Consider the following 17,034-nt stretch of genomic DNA (forward strand, 5'->3'; position numbering starts at 1 on the left):
GGCCCGGACGCCGCCGGCGCGGCAGCGCGCATCGCGGCGGGCGCCGCGACGGCCGAAGCCGCGGCCGGCACGGCATTCGCGCCCGACCCCGGCGTGACACCCGGCACCGAAAGCGGCACGGGCGCCGCGGGCGGCGTCGGCACGACCGGCGTCGTCATCTTCATCGGTTCACCCTGCGGCGTCGGCGCGGGTTCGGGCAGCGGCGCGACGGGCTCCTTCTCGGCGGCCTTCACGGTCGCGCGGTCGCGCCGCGCCGGGTCGATCTTCAGGAAATGGTCGACGAGCGTGAAGAAGCGTTCATAGAACACGCCGGCGGGAATCGTCTCGCTCGCGGTCTTCACGAGCGCATCGTCGCTCGACCCGATCGGCAGCGACAGCGAGCCGAACACGCTCAAGCCGACGCTGGCCGACGTATTCGACTTCTTCAGCGTATAGCGGTCCTGCACCGCGTTCACGTATGCGATGCTCGACGAGCCGTCCGCGGTCGCGTCCGCGCACACGACGTGAAACTCGATCACGACGTGCATGTCGTTGCTCGGCTGGAAATTCTTGCTGCCGTCGACCGCGTCGTTGCGCGACGACGACACCACGTAGCCCTGGCTCAGCAGCGCGCGCCGCGCGGCCTCGCAGGCCGCGTCGGATTTCGAGTGGAACGTATGCGCATAAGGGCTGCTGGTCGCGTCGAACTGTTCCTGCTGGTAGATCGGCTTGGGCGGCGACGAGCATGCCGCCAGCACGGTCGCGGCCGCGAGCGCGCACGAAACGGAAAACAGGCGAAATCGGTTGTGCATGGCGTCTTTCAGAAGGCTCGGCGAGAGGTGGCGCAAGGGCGGTGCCCGGATGGGCGCACGCGCACATCTCGTATGGCCGGGGCGACATTATAGTTTCGTTTGATGTCGCGGCTCGCTTCAGTCGGCCGGCGCGCCGCGCGCCGCGGCCAGCAATCGCGACGTCAGCGGATGATGTTCGCCGCGCCGCGAGCGGATCGCGTGGATCTCCTCGGTCACGTCGCCCGCCTGCCCGAGCCGCCTGAGCCCGCGCAGCAGCGACGCATCGTTCGCGCCGAGTTCGCTCAGCGGGAACACGCCGAGGCCGCGCGCCGCGAACACGGCCATCAGCGCGCTGTCCTCGAACTCCCCGGCCACGCGGGGCACGATCCGCTCGTTTTCCAGCCACAGGTCGAGGCGGGCGCGCAATGCCGAATGCGCGGTCGGCAGCAGCATGGGCAGCTCGGTCAGGCACTGCGGAAAGCGCTGCCGGGCGGCCGGCGTGACGAGCGCCGCGGGCCCGTACCAGTCGACCGGCGAGGCCACGAGCCGCTCGCTCGTCACGCGCAGGTTCGACCCCGACGGCGCGCCCTGGCCGGCCAGCACGAGATCCAGATGATGCAGCGCGAGTTCCGCGAGCAGCGCGTCGTGCTCGCCCTCGTGGCACAGCAGCCGCAGCGTGGGCGTGTCGAGCACCGGGGCCAGGATCGCGTGCGCGGCGAGCTTGGAGATGCCGTCCGCGAGGCCGACCGCGAGCCGCACGGTTGGCCGGCTGGCCGCCGCGCGCACGTCGTCGGGAATCAGCCGGCCCATCTCGAAGATGACTTCCGCGCGCGCGAAGGCGGCCTGCCCGGCGTCGGTCATCGCGACGCCGCGCCCGGCAGGGCGCAGCAACTGGTGCCCGAGCGATTTCTCCAGCTCGCGCACCTGCGCGCTGATCGTCTGCACGGCCATGTCCAGCCGGCCGGCCGCACGCGCGAAACCGCCTTCCTTCACGACGACCCAGAAATAGTACAGATGGCGAAAATTCAGCATCGGAGCACGATATATCGAAAAAAACGAACCTGAAGTCAGATTCTCTCTGATTTTTCCGAAGTACGGAGCGGCATATCATCGGGTTTTCCACTTTCGTATCCGCCCATCCCATGGACTATCTGCTGACGCTTGCCACCGACCCCGCCGTCTGGGCCGCGCTCCTGACGCTCGTCGTGATGGAAGTCGTGCTCGGCATCGACAACCTGATCTTCATCTCGATCCTCAGCAACAAGCTGCCCGAAGCGCAGCGCGCACGCACGCAGCGCCTCGGCATCGCGCTCGCGCTGGTGATGCGCCTCGCGCTGCTCGGCAGCGTCGCGTGGATCGCGAGCCTCACCGAACCCGTGTTCACGCTGTTCGACCATGCGTTCTCGTGGCGCGACATGATCCTGCTGTCGGGCGGCCTGTTCCTCGTGTGGAAGGCGACCACCGAGATCCATCACCACGTGTCGCACGACGGCGACGGCGCGGGCGGGGCCGCCGGCGCGGCCGGCCTGACGATGTGGGCCGCGATCGGCCAGATCGTGATGCTCGACATCGTGTTCTCGATCGACAGCATCGTGACCGCGATCGGCATGACCGAGCACGTCCCGATCATGTTCGTCGCCGTGATCGTCGCGGTGACCGTGATGCTGTTCGCCGCGCAGCCGCTCGCACGCTTCATCGACCGCAACCCGACGATCGTGATGCTCGCGCTGTCGTTCCTGGTCGTGATCGGCATGACGCTGATCGCCGAAGGGTTCGGTTCGCACGTGCCGAAGGGTTACATCTATGCGGCGATGGCCTTCTCGGCGTTCGTCGAGGGCATGAACATGCTCGCGCGGCGCGCGAAGGCGAAGCGGGCCGCGCATGCGGCGCGCGACTGACGCGGCGCGCGACTGACGCGGCACGCGGGATGCCGGCCGCCGCGGCGGCCGGCTCGCGCGCCTCATACGGAATCCGGATGAAATTCGCACGGAAAGGAGAAACGCGATGAAATGTCCTGTCTGCAAGACGCCCGACCTGCTGATGGCCGAGCGCCAGTCGATCGAGATCGACTACTGTCCGACCTGCCGCGGCGTGTGGCTCGATCGCGGCGAACTCGACAAGCTGATCGCCCGTGAAACCGGTGACGCGCCGGTTCGCCGCGACGCCGTGCCGGCGCAACACGATGCGCATGCGCCGCGCGGTCGCAACGACGGCTGGGGGCGCGACGGCCGCTCGCACGACGAGCGTGATCGGCACGACGGCCGGCGCCGCAAGAAGTCGGTGTTCGACCTGTTCGATTTCGATTGAAGCGGCCGTTCGCGTGCCCGAACGCGCGCGGCCCGATGTAAAAAATCCCCGCCCGGCATCGCGCCGGGGCGGGGATTTTTCATGCGCGTCGCGTCAGCACACGCGCCGATGCTTACGCATGGCCGGCCGTCACGTCGATGCGACGCGGACGCGTTTCCTCGCGGCGCGGAATCGTCAGCGTCAGCACGCCGTCGCGCAGGTTCGCGTCGATTCGCGACGTGTCGAGGTCGGCGCTCAGCACGAACGACCGTGCATAGCGCGTCGCGCGTACTTCCGCGTGCCGCATGCGCAGGTCGGCCGGCGCGTCGAATTGCGTCGCGGCTTCGATCGTCAGCGTATTGTCGTGCACCTTCACGTCGAGGTTGTCGCGCGGCACGCCGGGCAGGTCGGCCCGCAGCGTGACGCCGCGCGCGTCCTCGACGATGTCGACGGACGGCGTGATCGCGGGCCGGCGCGCGGCTTCGGCGGCGGCAGCGTAAACGGTGCTCGGGTGGCGTTCGGCCAGGGTCGGGTTCGTGTTCATGTCGGTATCCTGAAGATTACTGAATCGTGATCGCACGCGGCTTCGATGCTTCGCGCCGGCCGACGCGAATCAGCAGGCAGCCGTTCTCGTAGCGGGCGCTGACCTGGTCGGGGTCCGCGTCGCGCGGCAATTCGACCACGCGGCGGAACGCGCCGTGAAAGCGCTCCTGCGCATACGTGCGCACGTCGTCGCCGTCGCGCGGCGCCGGCTTGCGCTCGCCGCTGATCGTCAGCAGATCCTTGTCGATCGACACGTCGAAGTCGCTCGCGGCCATGCCGGGTGCGAACGCGACGATCTCGATCGCATCGTCGGTGGCGCCGACGTTGAGTGCGGGAAACGCGCCGGCGCGCCCCGCACGGATGCCGGACGGGCGCTCGCCGAGCAGGCTCGCCATCTGCCGCTGCACGCGGGCGAATTCGTCGAACAGATCGTAGCCGTGATGGATACCGCTCATGTTGGTCCTCCTGAACAGGGAACGCGGGAGACGTGACCGCGCGACGCCTGCGGCGGGCGCGACGGGGGCTCCACGGGGTCGATAACGGGGGCGGTGCGTTGGATGCGGCACTGCCCGACGACGCTTAATTAGTGGCCGCCGCCGCGCATTTCAAGAGGGCATGTGCAATCCCCGCGTCGACGCATGCGCACAGGATTCGATGCGACAATCGCCGCGGCATATCCGCAGACCAACCACACGGGACAACCATGGACATTCGACGTATCGCGATCGTCGGCGCCGGCGTGATCGGCGCGAGCTGGGCCGCTTTCTACCTGACGCAGGGCTTCGACGTCGTCGCGACCGACCCGGCGCCGCAGGCCGACCAGCGGCTGCGCGACGCGCTCGCCGCCTTCCTCGGCGAGCGGGCCGCCGAACTTGCCGCGCGGCTGTCGTTCGACGCCGATCTCGTGCGCGCGCTCGACGGCGTCGACTTCGTGCAGGAGAACGGCCCCGAGCGACTCGACCTGAAGCGCGCGCTCTATCGCCAGATGGACGACGTGCTGCCCGCGCACGTGCCGATCGCGTCGAGTTCGTCGGGCCTGAAGATGTCCGAGATCCAGACCGCGTGCGCGAAGCATCCGGAGCGCTGCCTGATCGCGCATCCGTTCAATCCGCCGCACCTGATCCCGCTCGTCGAGCTGGTCGGCGGCGATGCGACGGACCCCGACGTGATCGCGCGCGTGAAGCAGTTCTACGATGCGCTCGGCAAGCAGACGATCGTGCTGAACAAGGAGACGACCGGCCACGTCGCGAACCGGCTCGCGGCCGCGCTGTTCCGCGAGGTGTATCACCTCGTCGGCGAAGGCGTCGTGAGCGTCGCCGACGCGGACAAGGCCGTCGCGTGGGGCCCCGGCCTGCGCTGGGGGCTGATGGGGCAGTGCCTGACCTATCATCTCGGCGGCGGCGCGGGCGGGATCGCGCACTTCCTCGAACACCTGTCGGGGCCGATCGCGAGCTGGTGGGACGACCTCGGCACGCCGTCGTTCGATCCGGAGGTCGATCGCAAGCTGACCGACGAACTGCGCGCGATCCAGGGCGAGCGCTCGATGCAGGCGCTGGCGGCCGAGCGCGACCGGCTGCTCGTCGAGCTGATCGACGCGCGGCGCCGCAGCTTCCTGCCTTGATCCTGGTCCGGTCGTGCACGCGCGGCGGCGGCGGTTATTGCTGCGACGTCGTCTGGCTGGCCGGCGGCACGTGGGCCAGCCACGCGGGGCTCGTGGCCTGCACGAGTTCGCGGTTGCGTGCGCGCGTCGCGGCGTTCGCCGGATAGTTGCCGTCGTTGGTCGGCAGTTCGCCGTCGAGATAGGCCTGCTTGAGCTGCTCGATGACTTCCGCGCGCGTCAGGCCCTGTTGCGCGGCGGGCGACGCGTCGGTCTGGGCAAAGGCGGGGGACAGCAAGGCGGCTGCGGCGGTCGCGACGGCGAATCGCAGGGCGTTGTTCATGGCGGGCTCCGATCAAGGGGACGGGGTAGCGGATGCGCGCGGCGATGTGCGGTGCATTCCGTTGGGTCCCATTGTCGCGAGCGCGTGCTGCGCGGACGATGACGCGTTCCGGGCAACGCTGTCAGGTGCGGGCGCGACCGCGCCCGTGCGGTGCCGTTACAACTCGGCCGCCGCCGCGATCAGCGTGGCTTCCAGTGCGAGCGTCGAGCGCGACGCGGCCGCCGGGCGGTCGATCACGTATTCGAGTTCGCCGAGCTCCGGCAGCCCCGCGTCGAGCCGCGCGAGCCCGGCCGGGATCACGTAGCCGGCGAACGCGCTGACGCCGAGCCCCGCGCTCGCGGCCGCCCGCAACACCGCGATGCTGCTGCTCACGACGGCGATGCGGTACGGCCGCCCGACGGCTTCGAGCGATTCGAGCACGCGCCGGCGCGACACGCTCGGCTCCGGATGCATCGCGAGCGGCAGCACGGCCTCGTGGCCGGTGATCCGCGAATCGGGGCCGGTGCACCAGTACAGCGGTTCGCTGCGGATCACGCGGCCGCGCCGGCTGCCGGCGATGCGCTTCGCGAACACGAGATCGTGCCGGCCCTCGTCGAGCGCGTCGAACAGGTCGCCCGACAGCCCGGTCGAGATCGCGAGCTCGACGTCCGGGTTGCGCTGCACGAAGCTCGCGAGCGCGGCCGTCAGGTGCGCCGACGCAAAATCCTCCGACATCGCGAGCCGCACCTTGCCCGACAGCGGCGGCCCGCATACCGACGTGACGGCCTCGTCCATCAGTTCGAGAATCCGCACCGCGTAGCGGAACAGCGCGTCGCCGTGCTGCGACAGGTGCACGTTGCGCGTGTCGCGCTCGAACAGCGGCCGGTCGAGCAGCTCCTCGAGGCGGCGGATATGCTGGCTGACGGTCGATTGCGACAGGTTCACGCGCTCGGACGCGGCGGTGAAGCTGCCGGACTGGGCGACGGCGACGAAGCTGCGCAGCAATTCGGGCGGTAACGGACGCATTGCTAAATCCACTGAATCGGTTTCGACAACTTCATAAATGGCCGGATTTTGCGGCGCTAGTATCGGATCACGCGCCCGTGCGGCCTCCGCGAAACGGGGGACACCGGACGCGTAGCCCGTGTCGCGCCGCCGGCTGCATCGATCAGTCTAAGCCATCCGGCGTCCGGCCCGAAACCGCATCATCCCATCGACCCCGAGAACGCGCTCGCACGACGAGCCGCCGGGCCGCGGCGCCCCGCCGCAGGAGACACACAGTCCGCCCGGGATCGGCGTGCGGGCCTGGCTCCCGCACGCGTCAGGCGCCCGTCACGAAGAGACTGGAGACGACTCATGATCATCTATGGAACCGCGCTGCTGGCGTTCTGCCACCTGGCCGGACTGTTCCTCGGCGACCTGCTCGGCAGCGCGATCGGCGTGAAGACCAACGTCGGCGGCGTCGGTATCGCGATGCTGCTGCTGATCTGCCTGCGCCTGTGGCTGCACCGGCGCGGCTGGCTGCCGAAGGAGACCGAGGCGGGCGTCGGCTTCTGGGGCGCGATGTACATCCCGGTCGTCGTCGCGATGGCCGCGAACCAGAACGTCGTCGCCGCGCTCAAGGGCGGGCCGGTCGCGCTGCTGGCGGCCGTCGGCGCGGTCGCGATCTGCGCATGCTGCATCGCGGTGCTCGCGCGCACGGGCCGCGACGACACGGCCTTCGCGGGCGTGCCGCAATTCGAAGAACGGTAACGGAGGCCGCCATGCTGCAGATGCTCGAAAAAACCGTCGCCCACAACGGGCTCGTCGCGTCGTTCGCGCTGGTCGGCCTGATCATGTGGCTGTCGTCGATCGCGTCGCGCAAGCTCACGTTCGGCCGCGTGCACGGCTCGGCGATCGCGATCGTGATCGGCCTCGTGCTCGCCTACGTCGGCGGCGCATTCACCGGAGGCGAGAAAGGGCTGGCCGACGTCAAGCTGTTCGCCGGCATCGGCCTGATGGGCGGCGCGATGCTGCGCGATTTCGCGATCGTCGCGACCGCGTTCGAAGTGCAGCCGACCGAGGCGCGCAAGGCCGGGCTCGTCGGCGTCGTGTCGCTGCTGCTCGGCACCGTGCTGCCGTTCATCGTCGGCGCGTGCGTCGCGCGTGCGTTCGGCTATACCGATGCGGTCAGCATGACGACGATCGGCGCGGGCGCCGTCACCTATATCGTCGGGCCCGTCACGGGCGCGGCGATCGGCGCGAGCTCCGACGTGATCGCGCTCAGCATCGCGACGGGGCTCGTGAAGGCGATCATCGTGATGGTCGGCACGCCGGTCGCGGCCAATTTCATGGGGCTGAAGACGCCGCGCTCCGCGATGATCTTCGGCGGGCTGGCCGGCACCGTCAGCGGCGTGAGCGCCGGCCTTGCCGCGACCGATCGCCGGCTCGTCCCGTACGGTGCGCTGGTCGCGACCTTCCATACCGGCGTCGGCTGCCTGCTCGGGCCGTCGGTGCTGTTCTTCACGACGCGCGCGCTGGTCGGCGCGTGAGGCCAGGCGAGGGGCCATGCGAGTGGCCCGTGCGCGCGCCGCATCCATCGCGGCGTCCTCTGAGTCGCATTCGGCAACATCATCAATCGACAGCGGCGCCAGGCTTAGAATGCCGCTGAACCCTCGAAGCGGAGAACTGTTCATGACCGGATGGAATCACGCGCGGCAGGCGCGCGATGCCCGGCTCGCGGCCGGCGCGGCTTACGCGCGGGGCAAGCGGGTCGACGCGCGCGACACCGTCGCGTTGCTCGAAGCGGTGCTGCGGCCGGGCGACCGCGTATGCCTCGAAGGCGACAACCAGAAGCAGGCCGACTTGCTCGCCGTCGCGCTCGCCGACGTCGACAGCGCGAAGATCCACGACCTGCACATGGTGCAGTCGGGCGTCGTGCTGCCCGAGCATCTCGACGTGTTCGAGCGCGGCATCGCGAAGCGGCTCGACTTCGCGTATTCGGGCCCGCAATCGCAGCGCATCGCGAAGCTGCTGTTCGGCGGCAAGATCGCGCTCGGCGCGGTGCATACCTATCTCGAACTGTTCGCCCGCTACTTCATCGATCTCACGCCGCAGGTCGCGCTGATCGCGGCCGTGAGCGCCGACGCCGACGGCAACCTGTACACGGGCCCGAACACCGAGGACACGCCGACCGTCGTCGAGGCGACCGCGTTCAAGGACGGCATCGTGATCGCCCAGGTCGACCGCATCGTCGACAAGGTGCCGCGCGTCGACATCCCGGGCGACCGCGTGCATTTCGTCGTCGAGGCCGGCCGGCCGTTCTACGTCGAGCCGCTGTTCACGCGCGATCCGGCCGCGATCACCGAGACGCAGATCCTGACCGCGATGCTCGCGATCAAGGGCCTCTACGAGCCGTACGGGATCAAGCGCCTGAACCACGGGATCGGCTTCAACACGGCCGCGATCGAGCTGCTGCTGCCCACCTACGGCGCGAAGCTCGGGCTGAAGGGCAAGGTCTGCACGCACTGGGCGCTCAATCCGCATCCGACGCTGATCCCCGCGATCGAATCGGGCTGGGTCGAGCAGATCCACTGCTTCGGCTCCGAGGTCGGGATGGACGACTACATCCGCGCGCGCTCCGACGTGTGGTTCACGGGCCCCGACGGGTCGCTGCGCTCGAACCGCGCGTTCTGCCAGACGGCCGGCCTCTATGCGTGCGACATGTTCATCGGCTCGACGCTGCAGATCGACCTGTCCGGCCATTCGTCGACGGTCACGGCCGAGCGGATCGCCGGCTTCGGCGGCGCGCCGAACATGGGCAGCGATGCGCGCGGCCGGCGCCATCCGAGCGAGCCGTGGCTGAAGGCCGGCGCGCAAGCCGACCCGGACACGCCGGCGGCGCTGCGGCGCGGCCGCAAGCTGGTCGTGCAGATCGGCGAGACGTTCGGCGACAAGAACGTGCCGATGTTCGTCGAGAAGCTCGACGCGCTGAAGCTCGCCGACAAGCTGCAGCTCGACCTCGCGCCGATCATGGTCTACGGCGACGACGTCACGCACATCGTCACCGAGGAAGGGATCGCGAACCTGCTGATGTGCCGCGACAAGGACGAACGCGAGCATGCGATTCGCGGCGTGGCCGGCTACACGGACGTCGGCCGTGGCCGCGACAAGAGGATGGTCGAGCGGCTGCGTGAACGCGGTGTGATCCGCCGCCCGGAGGATCTCGGCATCGATCCGCTCGACGCCGACCGCCGCTGGCTCGCCGCGCGTTCGATCAAGGATCTCGTGCACTGGTCGGGCGGGCTCTATGCGCCGCCGGCCCGGTTCCGCAACTGGTGAGGAAGAGGGCATGGAACAGTTGAACTACCGCTTCACCGCGCGCGAACGCGCGAAGGGCGAGCAGGCCGCGGCGCTCGTCGGCGTGGTCGCGTCCGGCAATCTCGAGGTGCTCGTCGAGCGCGTGCTGCCGGGCAACGAATGCGAGATCGACATCCGCACTGCGGCCGTCGGCTTCGGCGCGGTCTGGCAGGCCGTCGTGTCGGATTTCGTCGAACGGCGCACGCCGGGCGGCCTGAAGCTGTCGATCAACGACGGCGGCGCGCGGCCCGACATGGTGTCGCTGCGGCTCGCGCAGGCCGTGCGCGCGATCGAGGGAGACGCATGATGAGCGACGCGATCCACGACGCGCCGGCGTTCGTCCCGAACGCGGCGAGCTGGTACGAAGCATCGGCGCGACAGCGCATCGACGGGCTGCTCGACGCGGGCAGTTTCAGCGAATTCCTCGGGCCGGCCGAGCGCGTGACGAGCCCGCACCTGCCGCTGTTCGACCTGCCGCGGCAGTTCGACGACGGGATGGTGGTCGGCCATGGCCGGCTCGACGGCCGGCCGGTGTTCGTCGCCGCGCAGGAAGGCCGCTTCATGGGCGGCGCTTTCGGCGAAGTGCACGGCGCGAAGCTCACCGGGCTGCTGCGCGCCGCACGCGACGTCGGCAAGCCGGTGCTGATCCTGTTCGATACGGGCGGCGTGCGGCTGCAGGAAGCGAACGCGGGCGAGCTCGCGATCGCCGAGATCATGCGCGCGCTCGTCGACGCGCGTGCGGCCGGCGTGCCGGTGATCGGGCTGATCGGCGGGCGCGCGGGCTGCTATGGCGGCGGCGGGTTGCTCGCCGCGTGCTGTTCGGCGCTCGCGGTGTCGGAACAGGGGCGCATCAGCGTGTCGGGCCCCGAAGTGATCGAGACCAACCGCGGCGTCGAGGAATTCGATTCGAAGGATCGCGCGCTGATCTGGCGCACGATGGGCGGCAAGCACCGGCGGTTGATCGGCGGCGCCGATCGCTACGTGGCCGATACGCCGGACGCGTTCCGCGCGGCCGCGCTCGATCTGATCGGCCGCGCGCCGGCGTTCGATGCGGCGATGCTGCGCGCGGAACAGGCGCGTCTCGAAGCGCGGATCGAACGGTTCGGCGGCTGCGAGGATGCGCTCGACGTGTGGCGTGCGCTCGGCGCCGACAAGCCGGAAGCGATCCCCGGCATGCCCGACGATGAATTCGCGAAGCTCGCCGACCAGTTACAGGAGGCCCGGCATGACGCTCGATGAAGTACTGAACGCGCTGTTTCCCGCCGGCCATTCGATCGCGCGTCATGGCGGCCTGCTGACGGGCCACGCGGAACTGGCCGGTACGCGCGTCGACGTGATCGGTGTGACCGATCGCTTGCCGTTCGGCATCGACGAGGCGCTGACGCTGGCGTCGCGCGTGCTCGACACGGTCGCGCGCGGCGGCGACACGCCGATCCTCGTGCTCGTCGACAGCGACAGCCAGCGGATGAGCAAGCGCGACGAACTGCTCGGCCTGAACGAAGGGCTGTCGCATCTCGCGAAGTGCCTGATGCACGCGGATCTCGCCGGACACCGGACGGTCGGCGTGCTGTACGGCCACACGGCGGCTGGCGCATTCATCGCGACCGCGCTCGCGACGCGCACGCTGCTCGCGGTGCCGGGCGCCGAGCCGGAGGTGATGGACCTGCCGTCGATGTCGCGCGTGACCAAGCTGCCGATCGACGTGCTGAAGGAGATGGCGCGTTCGACGCCGGTGTTCGCGCCGGGGCTCGACAACCTCGTGAAGATGGGCGCCGTCGACGCCGTGCTCGATCCGTCTCGCGCGCTCGACGCGCAGGTCGGCGAATGGCTCGGCAAGCCGGCCGAGCGCGTCGATCGGCGCGCGGCGCGCGGCCGGCCGGTCGCGACCGACGTCGCCGCCCGCGTCGAGGCACTCGCGCGTGCCGCACGCTGAGCTGCCGCTGCGCCGCCACACGCTCGTCACGCTGACGGCGGCCGGGTGGCGCGCGGCCTTTGCCCGCGACCCCGCGCTCGCGGGCGATCCGCTCGTGCGCGCCTGGGCCGAACACGGCCGACCGCTGATCGTGCGTCGCGCGTCGCCGGATGAAGCCGACGCCGGCCGCGTGCCGCTCGGCCTGCCGCTGCCGCCGTCGGCGGGCAAGCGGCGCATCGCGCTGAACGTGACCGCCGACGCGCTCGCGACGGTCGGCCCGCTTCCCACGTTGACCGACGTGCTCGCCGCCGCGCCCGCGGCCTGGCATGCGCTGCTGCGCGAGCTCGATGCGCTCGGCGCGCGCTGCGGCGTGCAGGGGCGCGTGTTCGGCAGCCTTGCATGGCAGGCGCTGACGGGTGACCCTTACCTGAGCGCATCGTCCGATCTGGACATCGTGTTTCCGCTGCCGGATGCCGCGTCGCTCGCGCCGCTGCTCGACGGTCTCGCGGCGATCGACGCGCGCGCGCCGATGCGCCTCGACGGCGAACTGCTGCGCGCCGACGGCGCGGGCGTCAATTGGCGCGAACTGCACGCGCGGATGCCCGACGTCGCGGTGAAGACGGCGATCGCCGTCGAACTGATGCGCGCCGACGCCTTCACCGGAGGCACGCGGTGAACGCACGAGCCGCCTGCCGCGTCGCCGCGCCGTCCGATGCCGAGCGCATCGCCGCGCTGGCCGAGCGTAGCCTCGTACTCGAGATCGACACCTATCCGAAGCCGGGCCTCGTCAGTCACGTCGATACCGGCAGTCACGCGGATATGGATGCCGCGACGTTCGCGCGCAGCGCCGCCGTGCTGCGGCCGTACTTCGCGGAACTCGCCGACGCCGGCGCACGCGACGCCGACATGGCCGTGCTGCGCAAGATCGGCCTGCGAGCCGAGCACGCGATGCTCGCCGCGACCGGCGGCGTCAATACGCATCGCGGCGCGATCTTCGGGCTCGGGCTGCTGTGCGCGGCCGCCGGCCGGCGCGCGATACCGGGCGCGGCGCCGGACGGGACGACGCTCGGCGCGTTCGTATCGCGTCGCTGGGGCGCCGAGATCCTTGGCGGCCCGCGTCTGCCGGACAGCCACGGCGAGCGCGCGAGCCGCCGCTACGGTGTCGGCGGTGCGCGTCGCGAGGCGGCCGACGGCTTCCCGACCGTGTACGCGGTCGGCTTGCCCGCGCTGCGCCGCGCCCGGCGCGACCTGCCGGACGATCCGGAAGCCGCGCGGGTCGCCGCATGCTTCGCGCTGATCGCCGCGCTCGACGACACGAATCTGCTGCACCGGGGCGGGCAGGACGGCCTCGATTTCGCCCGCGCGACCGCCCGTGCGTTCGTCGCGCGTGGCGGCGTGCGGGCGCGCGACTGGCGGCTGCGCGCGGCGGCCGCGCATCGGGCGTTCGTCGCGCGCCGGCTGAGCCCCGGCGGGGCAGCTGACCTGCTCGCGATGAGCGTGTTCGTCGATGTGCTCGAAGCCGAAGGGCACGTGCGATGACGCTGGCCATCCTGTGTTCGGGGCAAGGCGCACAGCGCGCCGACATGTTCGACCTGACCGGGGCGGCGCCGCAGGCCGACGCTTTGTTCGCGCATGCGGGCCGGCTGCTCGGCGACGATCCGCGCACGTGGGTCCGGCAGGCCGGGCCCGACGCGCTGACGGAAAACCGCGCCGCGCAGATTCTCTGCACGCTCCACGCGCTCGCGGCGGCTTCACTGCTCGACGCGGTGTGGCCGCGCCGGCGCTGCGTCGCCGGCTACAGCGTCGGCGAGGTCGGCTCGTGGAGTGTCGCGGGGATGATCGACCCGCACGACGCGCTCGATCTGGCCGATGCGCGTGCACGCGCGATGGATGCCGCGAGCGGCGGCGACGAGCGAATGGTGTTCGTGCGCGGCCTGACGCGCACGCAGCTGGCGCGGCTGTGCGAGGGCCGCGACGCGGCCATCGCGATCGCGAACCCCGGCGATGCGTTCGTGGTCGCGGGGCGGCACGCCGATGTCGATGCCGTGGCCGACGCCGCGCTGCGAGCCGGTGCGCTGCGCGTCGCGCCCGTCTGCGTGCGGATCGCGTCGCACACGCGCCGGCTCGCGGCGGCCGTGCCGGCATTCCGCGCGACGCTGGCCGCGACGCGCGTGCGCCGGCCGCTGCCCGGCACGCGGCTGTTCTCGGGGATCGACGGCGCGTCGGTGCTCGACGTCGACACGGGCCTCGACAAGCTCGCGCGGCAGATCGCGGAGCCGGTCGAGTGGGCGGCCTGTCTGGCGGCGTGCGTCGAGGCCGGCGCAACCGCGTTTCTCGAACTCGGCCCGGGGCGCGCGCTGGCCGAGATGGCCGGCGGCGCATATCCCGCGCTGCCTGCGCGCAGCCTCGCGGATTTCCGTTCCGTCGACGGCGTGACGAGCTGGCTCGCGCGCGTCGCGGGCGGCTGACCGACGGGTCGAAACCCGGTCGAAACCCGGCTTGAAACCCAGCCGTCGGGCACCGCTTTCGCACGGTGTGTTGCGCCGGCGCAGCAGCGTCGCGGCCGCCTCTTGCCACGCGAATTGGCGTCGCTACAATGGCGCCCGCCATGAGACCAGCCGCCATCCTGCTCGCCGCGTTCTGCTGCGCGACGAGTGTCCACGCCAGCCAGATTCCGTCCGACGCCGCATCGGTCGGCACGTACTTTTCGTATGACAACGCGGCGGCCGACGCGACCGTCGATCTGATCGAACAGGCACAGCGCCGCGTGCTGCTGGCCGGCTACACGCAGGTGTCGCCGGCGGTCGCGAGCGCGCTGCGCGCGGCCCGCGCGCGCGGGATCGAGGTACGTGTCGTGCTGGTGCGCCCGCCGCGCGCGGGCAAGACCAGCGGCGCCGGCTATCTGAAATCCGCTGGCATCGACGTCGCGATCGATTCGCGGCACGGCGGCCCCGCGTCGCGCTTCGTGATCGTCGACGACAGCGTCGCGCTGACGACGCTGTCCGACGGCGCGGCCGAGCGGGCCGACACGGTGAACGTGTTCCGGCGCGCGCCCGAGCTCGCGCAGTCCTACGCGCAGTCGTTCTGGCGGCTGTACCGGCAGGCCGCCGGCCTCTGACCTTCCTCCGGCGCGTCGCGCGCCGGTATGACCCCGCTTGCGTCGGTGCGACCGATGAACCATGCTCGTTGACAGGCGCCGGCGCGGAGTGCGCGCATCCGGCGCAAGGGCAGGGAGCCGCTCGTGACCGAACCCAGTTTTGCCGATCGCGCCGAGGCCGGCCGCCAGTTGGCCGACGCGTTGCGCGAATACGCGGGGCGCGGCGATGTCGTCGTGCTCGCGCTGCCGCGCGGCGGCGTGCCCGTCGCGTATCCGGTCGCGCGCGCGCTGCGCGCGCCGCTCGACGTGCTGGTCGTGCGCAAGCTCGGCGTGCCGTTCGACCCCGAGCTCGCGATGGGCGCGATCGCGACGGGCGGCGCGACGCATCTGCAACGCTCGACGATCCGCGCGATGGACGTATCGGACGCGCAACTCGCCGACGTCGTCGCGCGCGAGACGGCCGAGTTGCATCGCCGCGAAGCGCTGTATCGTGGCGCCGCGCCGCCGCTGGCGGTGGAAGGGCGCATCGCGATCGTCGTCGACGACGGTGTCGCGACCGGCGCATCGATGCGTGTCGCGCTGCAGGCGCTGCGCGAGCGCCACCCGGCGCGCATCGTCGCGGCGGTGCCGGTGGCGCCGGCGGGGGCCGCGCATGCGTTCGACGGTCTGGCCGACGCGTTCGTCGCGGTGTCGCAGCCGCTACGGTTCTTCGGGATCAGCCAGTTCTACGTGCGCTTCGATCAGACGAGCGACGACGAGGTGCGCGCGCTGCTCGACGCCGCGCGCCCCTGACACGGGGTCACGTCCGACGGATTCGGCGCGTGCGCTGGCGCGGTCGGCGGGCTTCCGCCAGCGCGAACACGCGCTGCAGCGCCGGATGGACGCTGCCGTGCCAGCGAGGCCCCGTAAACAGCCCGTAGTGATCGCAATCGTCGATGTCGACGCGATGGCGCTCGTCGGCGCGGAGGCCGCTGCACAGGTCGAGCGCCGCATGCGTCTGGCCGGCGCCCGTGACCGCGTCGCAGGCGCCTTCGACGGTCAGCAGCGCGGCGTCGCGCAGCGCGGCCGGTTCGACGCGCCGGCCGCGCACGCGCCACGCGCCGGTCGCGAGCAGCATGCGCTGGAACACGACGTCGACCGTGTCGAGGAAATAGTCGGCCGGCATGTCGAGCAGCGCGGTGTATTCGCGCAGCGCCCGCCGTGCGTCGGCGAGTCCGGTCATGTCGAAGCGGGAAGCGGCGAGCGCGTAGGTCTCGATCAGCGTCAGGAAGCGTTGCGGATACAGCAGCGCGATCTCGCCCTGTTGCAGATAGGTCGGAAACACGTGGCGACCGTGCCCGGCGAAGCCGGGCGGCACGACGTCGATCAGGTGGCGCCGGCACCAGTCGAGCGAATGGGCGGTGGCCGCGGCGCCGAGCGCGCTCGGGTTCCGGCGCGCATCGATCGGGCCGCCGATCAGCGTGACGCTCGCGGGCGGCGCGAGCCCGCGAGCGGCACGCAGCGCGAGGGCGCCGAGCGCCGGCACGGTCGCCTGGCACACGGCGACGACGTGCAGCGGCCGAGCGTCGCGCTGGAGCATGCCGACGAAGTCGTCGAGCATCGCGACGTACTCGTCGAGCCCGAAACGGCCCGCCGCGAGCGGCACGTCGCGCGCATTGCGCCAGTCGGTCACGCAGACGTCGCCGTCCGCGAGCAGCGTTTCCGCGGTTTCCCGCATCATCACGGCCGCGTGCCCGACGAGCGGCGCGCACAGCAGCACCGTGCGGCGCGCGTCGTCGTGCGCGAAGCGCCGCAGGTCGCAAAACGGCGTGTGCGCGACGACCTGCTCGCCGACGGCGGGCCACGCGAGGTCGAAGCCCGGTGGCGCGGCCTGCGGGCCGAGCAGCGGCTCGAACAGGTCGTCGTAGCACGACGAAGCGGCATGCGGCAGCGACGCCGCGGGCCATGCGTCGAACGCGTACCGCGTCGCCGCGCGCCATGCGCGCATCCATTCCCGCTGCTGCTCGACGACGGCATACCACATGGCGGACCCTGGGGCGGAAGGAGCGTGAATCTGCATTATGGTCACTGTGGCCGGGCAGCGGGAGCCGGATGTGCGGGCGGCTGATCTGCATCACGCGAACGGGCGCGCTAGGCGCCGCCGCGCGACGCTGCTACAGTCGTCGGTCC

Annotated in this window: 21 protein-coding genes; 14 read left to right on the forward strand and 7 right to left on the reverse strand. The window is 71.1% G+C overall.

All coding sequences use genetic code 11. The annotated features are described in order from the left end of the window. The coding region (locus QZM15_RS14660; RefSeq protein ID WP_302106630.1) for a DUF2242 domain-containing protein at positions 1 to 791 on the reverse strand (791 nt) is incomplete at its 3' end. A gap of 117 nt (positions 792 to 908) precedes the next feature. After that, complete coding sequence (locus QZM15_RS14665) at positions 909 to 1,802, reverse strand: LysR family transcriptional regulator (RefSeq protein WP_302106631.1); 894 nt, start codon at positions 1,800 to 1,802, stop codon at positions 909 to 911. Between the two features lie 110 nt (positions 1,803 to 1,912). On the opposite strand from QZM15_RS14665, the gene QZM15_RS14670 reads away from it, so the two are divergent. Together QZM15_RS14670 and QZM15_RS14675 are read left to right on the forward strand one after the other, a co-directional pair. After that, a complete protein-coding gene (locus QZM15_RS14670) occupies positions 1,913 to 2,668 on the forward strand; it encodes a TerC family protein (RefSeq protein ID WP_059573900.1) in 756 nt (251 codons plus the stop codon). Positions 2,669 to 2,774: 106 nt separating this feature from the next. Further along, positions 2,775 to 3,077, forward strand: a complete 303-nt coding sequence (locus QZM15_RS14675; RefSeq protein WP_302106632.1) for a zf-TFIIB domain-containing protein — start codon at positions 2,775 to 2,777, stop codon at positions 3,075 to 3,077. A 112-nt stretch (positions 3,078 to 3,189) separates the two neighbouring features. On the opposite strand, the gene QZM15_RS14680 is transcribed toward QZM15_RS14675, so the two are convergent. Continuing rightward, positions 3,190 to 3,600, reverse strand: coding sequence for an Hsp20/alpha crystallin family protein (locus tag QZM15_RS14680; protein WP_302106633.1), 411 nt, complete (start codon positions 3,598 to 3,600; stop codon positions 3,190 to 3,192). 16 nt (positions 3,601 to 3,616) lie between these two features. After that, complete coding sequence (locus QZM15_RS14685) at positions 3,617 to 4,054, reverse strand: Hsp20/alpha crystallin family protein (protein ID WP_060313480.1); 438 nt, start codon at positions 4,052 to 4,054, stop codon at positions 3,617 to 3,619. Positions 4,055 to 4,302: 248 nt separating this feature from the next. Between QZM15_RS14685 and QZM15_RS14690 the strand changes: the two genes are divergently transcribed. After that, positions 4,303 to 5,220: a 3-hydroxyacyl-CoA dehydrogenase NAD-binding domain-containing protein gene (locus QZM15_RS14690; protein WP_302106634.1), complete on the forward strand. Its 918-nt coding sequence runs from the start codon at positions 4,303 to 4,305 to the stop codon at positions 5,218 to 5,220. Positions 5,221 to 5,254: 34 nt separating this feature from the next. Here QZM15_RS14690 and QZM15_RS14695 read toward each other — a convergent pair whose 3' ends face one another. Beyond that, the gene (locus QZM15_RS14695) at positions 5,255 to 5,539 is read right to left on the reverse strand and encodes a DUF4148 domain-containing protein (protein ID WP_059573895.1); all 285 of its coding nucleotides are present in this window, start codon (positions 5,537 to 5,539) and stop codon (positions 5,255 to 5,257) included. Between the two features lie 156 nt (positions 5,540 to 5,695). Then, a complete protein-coding gene (locus tag QZM15_RS14700) occupies positions 5,696 to 6,544 on the reverse strand; it encodes a LysR substrate-binding domain-containing protein (RefSeq protein WP_059573894.1) in 849 nt (282 codons plus the stop codon). Between the two features lie 330 nt (positions 6,545 to 6,874). Here QZM15_RS14700 and madL point away from each other — a divergent pair, with 330 nt between their 5' ends. From madL to QZM15_RS14755, 11 genes are all read left to right on the forward strand, one after another. After that, positions 6,875 to 7,270: a malonate transporter subunit MadL gene (madL, locus tag QZM15_RS14705; protein ID WP_059573893.1), complete on the forward strand. Its 396-nt coding sequence runs from the start codon at positions 6,875 to 6,877 to the stop codon at positions 7,268 to 7,270. A gap of 11 nt (positions 7,271 to 7,281) precedes the next feature. Beyond that, positions 7,282 to 8,049, forward strand: coding sequence for a malonate transporter subunit MadM (gene madM, locus QZM15_RS14710; RefSeq protein WP_006476364.1), 768 nt, complete (start codon positions 7,282 to 7,284; stop codon positions 8,047 to 8,049). A gap of 142 nt (positions 8,050 to 8,191) precedes the next feature. Continuing rightward, on the forward strand, positions 8,192 to 9,838 hold the full coding sequence (gene mdcA, locus QZM15_RS14715) for a malonate decarboxylase subunit alpha (RefSeq protein ID WP_059574316.1): 1,647 nt from the start codon (positions 8,192 to 8,194) through the stop codon (positions 9,836 to 9,838). Between the two features lie 10 nt (positions 9,839 to 9,848). Then, positions 9,849 to 10,163 (forward strand): malonate decarboxylase acyl carrier protein, encoded by a 315-nt coding sequence (gene mdcC / locus QZM15_RS14720; RefSeq protein ID WP_006485317.1) that lies wholly within the window; start codon positions 9,849 to 9,851, stop codon positions 10,161 to 10,163. Further along, positions 10,160 to 11,095, forward strand: a complete 936-nt coding sequence (locus tag QZM15_RS14725; protein ID WP_302106635.1) for a biotin-independent malonate decarboxylase subunit beta — start codon at positions 10,160 to 10,162, stop codon at positions 11,093 to 11,095. The genes mdcC and QZM15_RS14725 overlap by 4 nt, the downstream gene beginning before the upstream one ends. Continuing rightward, on the forward strand, positions 11,082 to 11,789 hold the full coding sequence (gene mdcE / locus QZM15_RS14730; protein WP_302106636.1) for a biotin-independent malonate decarboxylase subunit gamma: 708 nt from the start codon (positions 11,082 to 11,084) through the stop codon (positions 11,787 to 11,789). The genes QZM15_RS14725 and mdcE overlap by 14 nt, the downstream gene beginning before the upstream one ends. Beyond that, on the forward strand, positions 11,776 to 12,444 hold the full coding sequence (gene mdcG / locus QZM15_RS14735; protein ID WP_302106637.1) for a malonate decarboxylase holo-[acyl-carrier-protein] synthase: 669 nt from the start codon (positions 11,776 to 11,778) through the stop codon (positions 12,442 to 12,444). The genes mdcE and mdcG overlap by 14 nt, the downstream gene beginning before the upstream one ends. Further along, positions 12,441 to 13,307, forward strand: a complete 867-nt coding sequence (gene mdcB / locus QZM15_RS14740; RefSeq protein WP_302106638.1) for a triphosphoribosyl-dephospho-CoA synthase MdcB — start codon at positions 12,441 to 12,443, stop codon at positions 13,305 to 13,307. Before mdcG ends, mdcB begins: the two co-directional genes overlap by 4 nt. Next, complete coding sequence (locus tag QZM15_RS14745; protein WP_060965827.1) at positions 13,304 to 14,236, forward strand: acyltransferase domain-containing protein; 933 nt, start codon at positions 13,304 to 13,306, stop codon at positions 14,234 to 14,236. Before mdcB ends, QZM15_RS14745 begins: the two co-directional genes overlap by 4 nt. A 128-nt stretch (positions 14,237 to 14,364) precedes the next feature. Beyond that, positions 14,365 to 14,886: a phospholipase D-like domain-containing protein gene (locus QZM15_RS14750; protein WP_060313507.1), complete on the forward strand. Its 522-nt coding sequence runs from the start codon at positions 14,365 to 14,367 to the stop codon at positions 14,884 to 14,886. A 123-nt stretch (positions 14,887 to 15,009) separates the two neighbouring features. After that, the gene (locus QZM15_RS14755; RefSeq protein ID WP_302106639.1) at positions 15,010 to 15,657 is read left to right on the forward strand and encodes a phosphoribosyltransferase; all 648 of its coding nucleotides are present in this window, start codon (positions 15,010 to 15,012) and stop codon (positions 15,655 to 15,657) included. Between the two features lie 7 nt (positions 15,658 to 15,664). On the opposite strand, the gene QZM15_RS14760 is transcribed toward QZM15_RS14755, so the two are convergent. Beyond that, the gene (locus QZM15_RS14760; RefSeq protein WP_302106640.1) at positions 15,665 to 16,888 is read right to left on the reverse strand and encodes a polyhydroxyalkanoate depolymerase; all 1,224 of its coding nucleotides are present in this window, start codon (positions 16,886 to 16,888) and stop codon (positions 15,665 to 15,667) included. Positions 16,889 to 17,034 lie beyond the last annotated feature (146 nt).

This window comes from Burkholderia sp. AU44665, assembly GCF_030504405.1.
Classification (GTDB): domain Bacteria; phylum Pseudomonadota; class Gammaproteobacteria; order Burkholderiales; family Burkholderiaceae; genus Burkholderia; species Burkholderia semiarida.

What these genes read in the sequence shown, in the direction of transcription:
- mdcC (WP_006485317.1), top strand. Translation starts at nt 9,849, where the DNA reads ATGGAACAGTTGAACTACCGCTTCACCGCGCGCGAACGCGCGAAGGGC.
- QZM15_RS14680 (WP_302106633.1), bottom strand. Translation starts at nt 3,600, where the DNA reads ATGAACACGAACCCGACCCTGGCCGAACGCCACCCGAGCACCGTTTAC.
- QZM15_RS14760 (WP_302106640.1), bottom strand. Translation starts at nt 16,888, where the DNA reads ATGTGGTATGCCGTCGTCGAGCAGCAGCGGGAATGGATGCGCGCATGG.
- QZM15_RS14665 (WP_302106631.1), bottom strand. Translation starts at nt 1,802, where the DNA reads ATGCTGAATTTTCGCCATCTGTACTATTTCTGGGTCGTCGTGAAGGAA.
- QZM15_RS14695 (WP_059573895.1), bottom strand. Translation starts at nt 5,539, where the DNA reads ATGAACAACGCCCTGCGATTCGCCGTCGCGACCGCCGCAGCCGCCTTG.
- QZM15_RS14725 (WP_302106635.1), top strand. Translation starts at nt 10,160, where the DNA reads ATGATGAGCGACGCGATCCACGACGCGCCGGCGTTCGTCCCGAACGCG.
- QZM15_RS14685 (WP_060313480.1), bottom strand. Translation starts at nt 4,054, where the DNA reads ATGAGCGGTATCCATCACGGCTACGATCTGTTCGACGAATTCGCCCGC.
- QZM15_RS14670 (WP_059573900.1), top strand. Translation starts at nt 1,913, where the DNA reads ATGGACTATCTGCTGACGCTTGCCACCGACCCCGCCGTCTGGGCCGCG.
- madM (WP_006476364.1), top strand. Translation starts at nt 7,282, where the DNA reads ATGCTGCAGATGCTCGAAAAAACCGTCGCCCACAACGGGCTCGTCGCG.
- QZM15_RS14745 (WP_060965827.1), top strand. Translation starts at nt 13,304, where the DNA reads ATGACGCTGGCCATCCTGTGTTCGGGGCAAGGCGCACAGCGCGCCGAC.
- madL (WP_059573893.1), top strand. Translation starts at nt 6,875, where the DNA reads ATGATCATCTATGGAACCGCGCTGCTGGCGTTCTGCCACCTGGCCGGA.
- mdcE (WP_302106636.1), top strand. Translation starts at nt 11,082, where the DNA reads ATGACGCTCGATGAAGTACTGAACGCGCTGTTTCCCGCCGGCCATTCG.
- mdcA (WP_059574316.1), top strand. Translation starts at nt 8,192, where the DNA reads ATGACCGGATGGAATCACGCGCGGCAGGCGCGCGATGCCCGGCTCGCG.
- QZM15_RS14675 (WP_302106632.1), top strand. Translation starts at nt 2,775, where the DNA reads ATGAAATGTCCTGTCTGCAAGACGCCCGACCTGCTGATGGCCGAGCGC.
- QZM15_RS14750 (WP_060313507.1), top strand. Translation starts at nt 14,365, where the DNA reads ATGGCGCCCGCCATGAGACCAGCCGCCATCCTGCTCGCCGCGTTCTGC.
- QZM15_RS14690 (WP_302106634.1), top strand. Translation starts at nt 4,303, where the DNA reads ATGGACATTCGACGTATCGCGATCGTCGGCGCCGGCGTGATCGGCGCG.
- QZM15_RS14700 (WP_059573894.1), bottom strand. Translation starts at nt 6,544, where the DNA reads ATGCGTCCGTTACCGCCCGAATTGCTGCGCAGCTTCGTCGCCGTCGCC.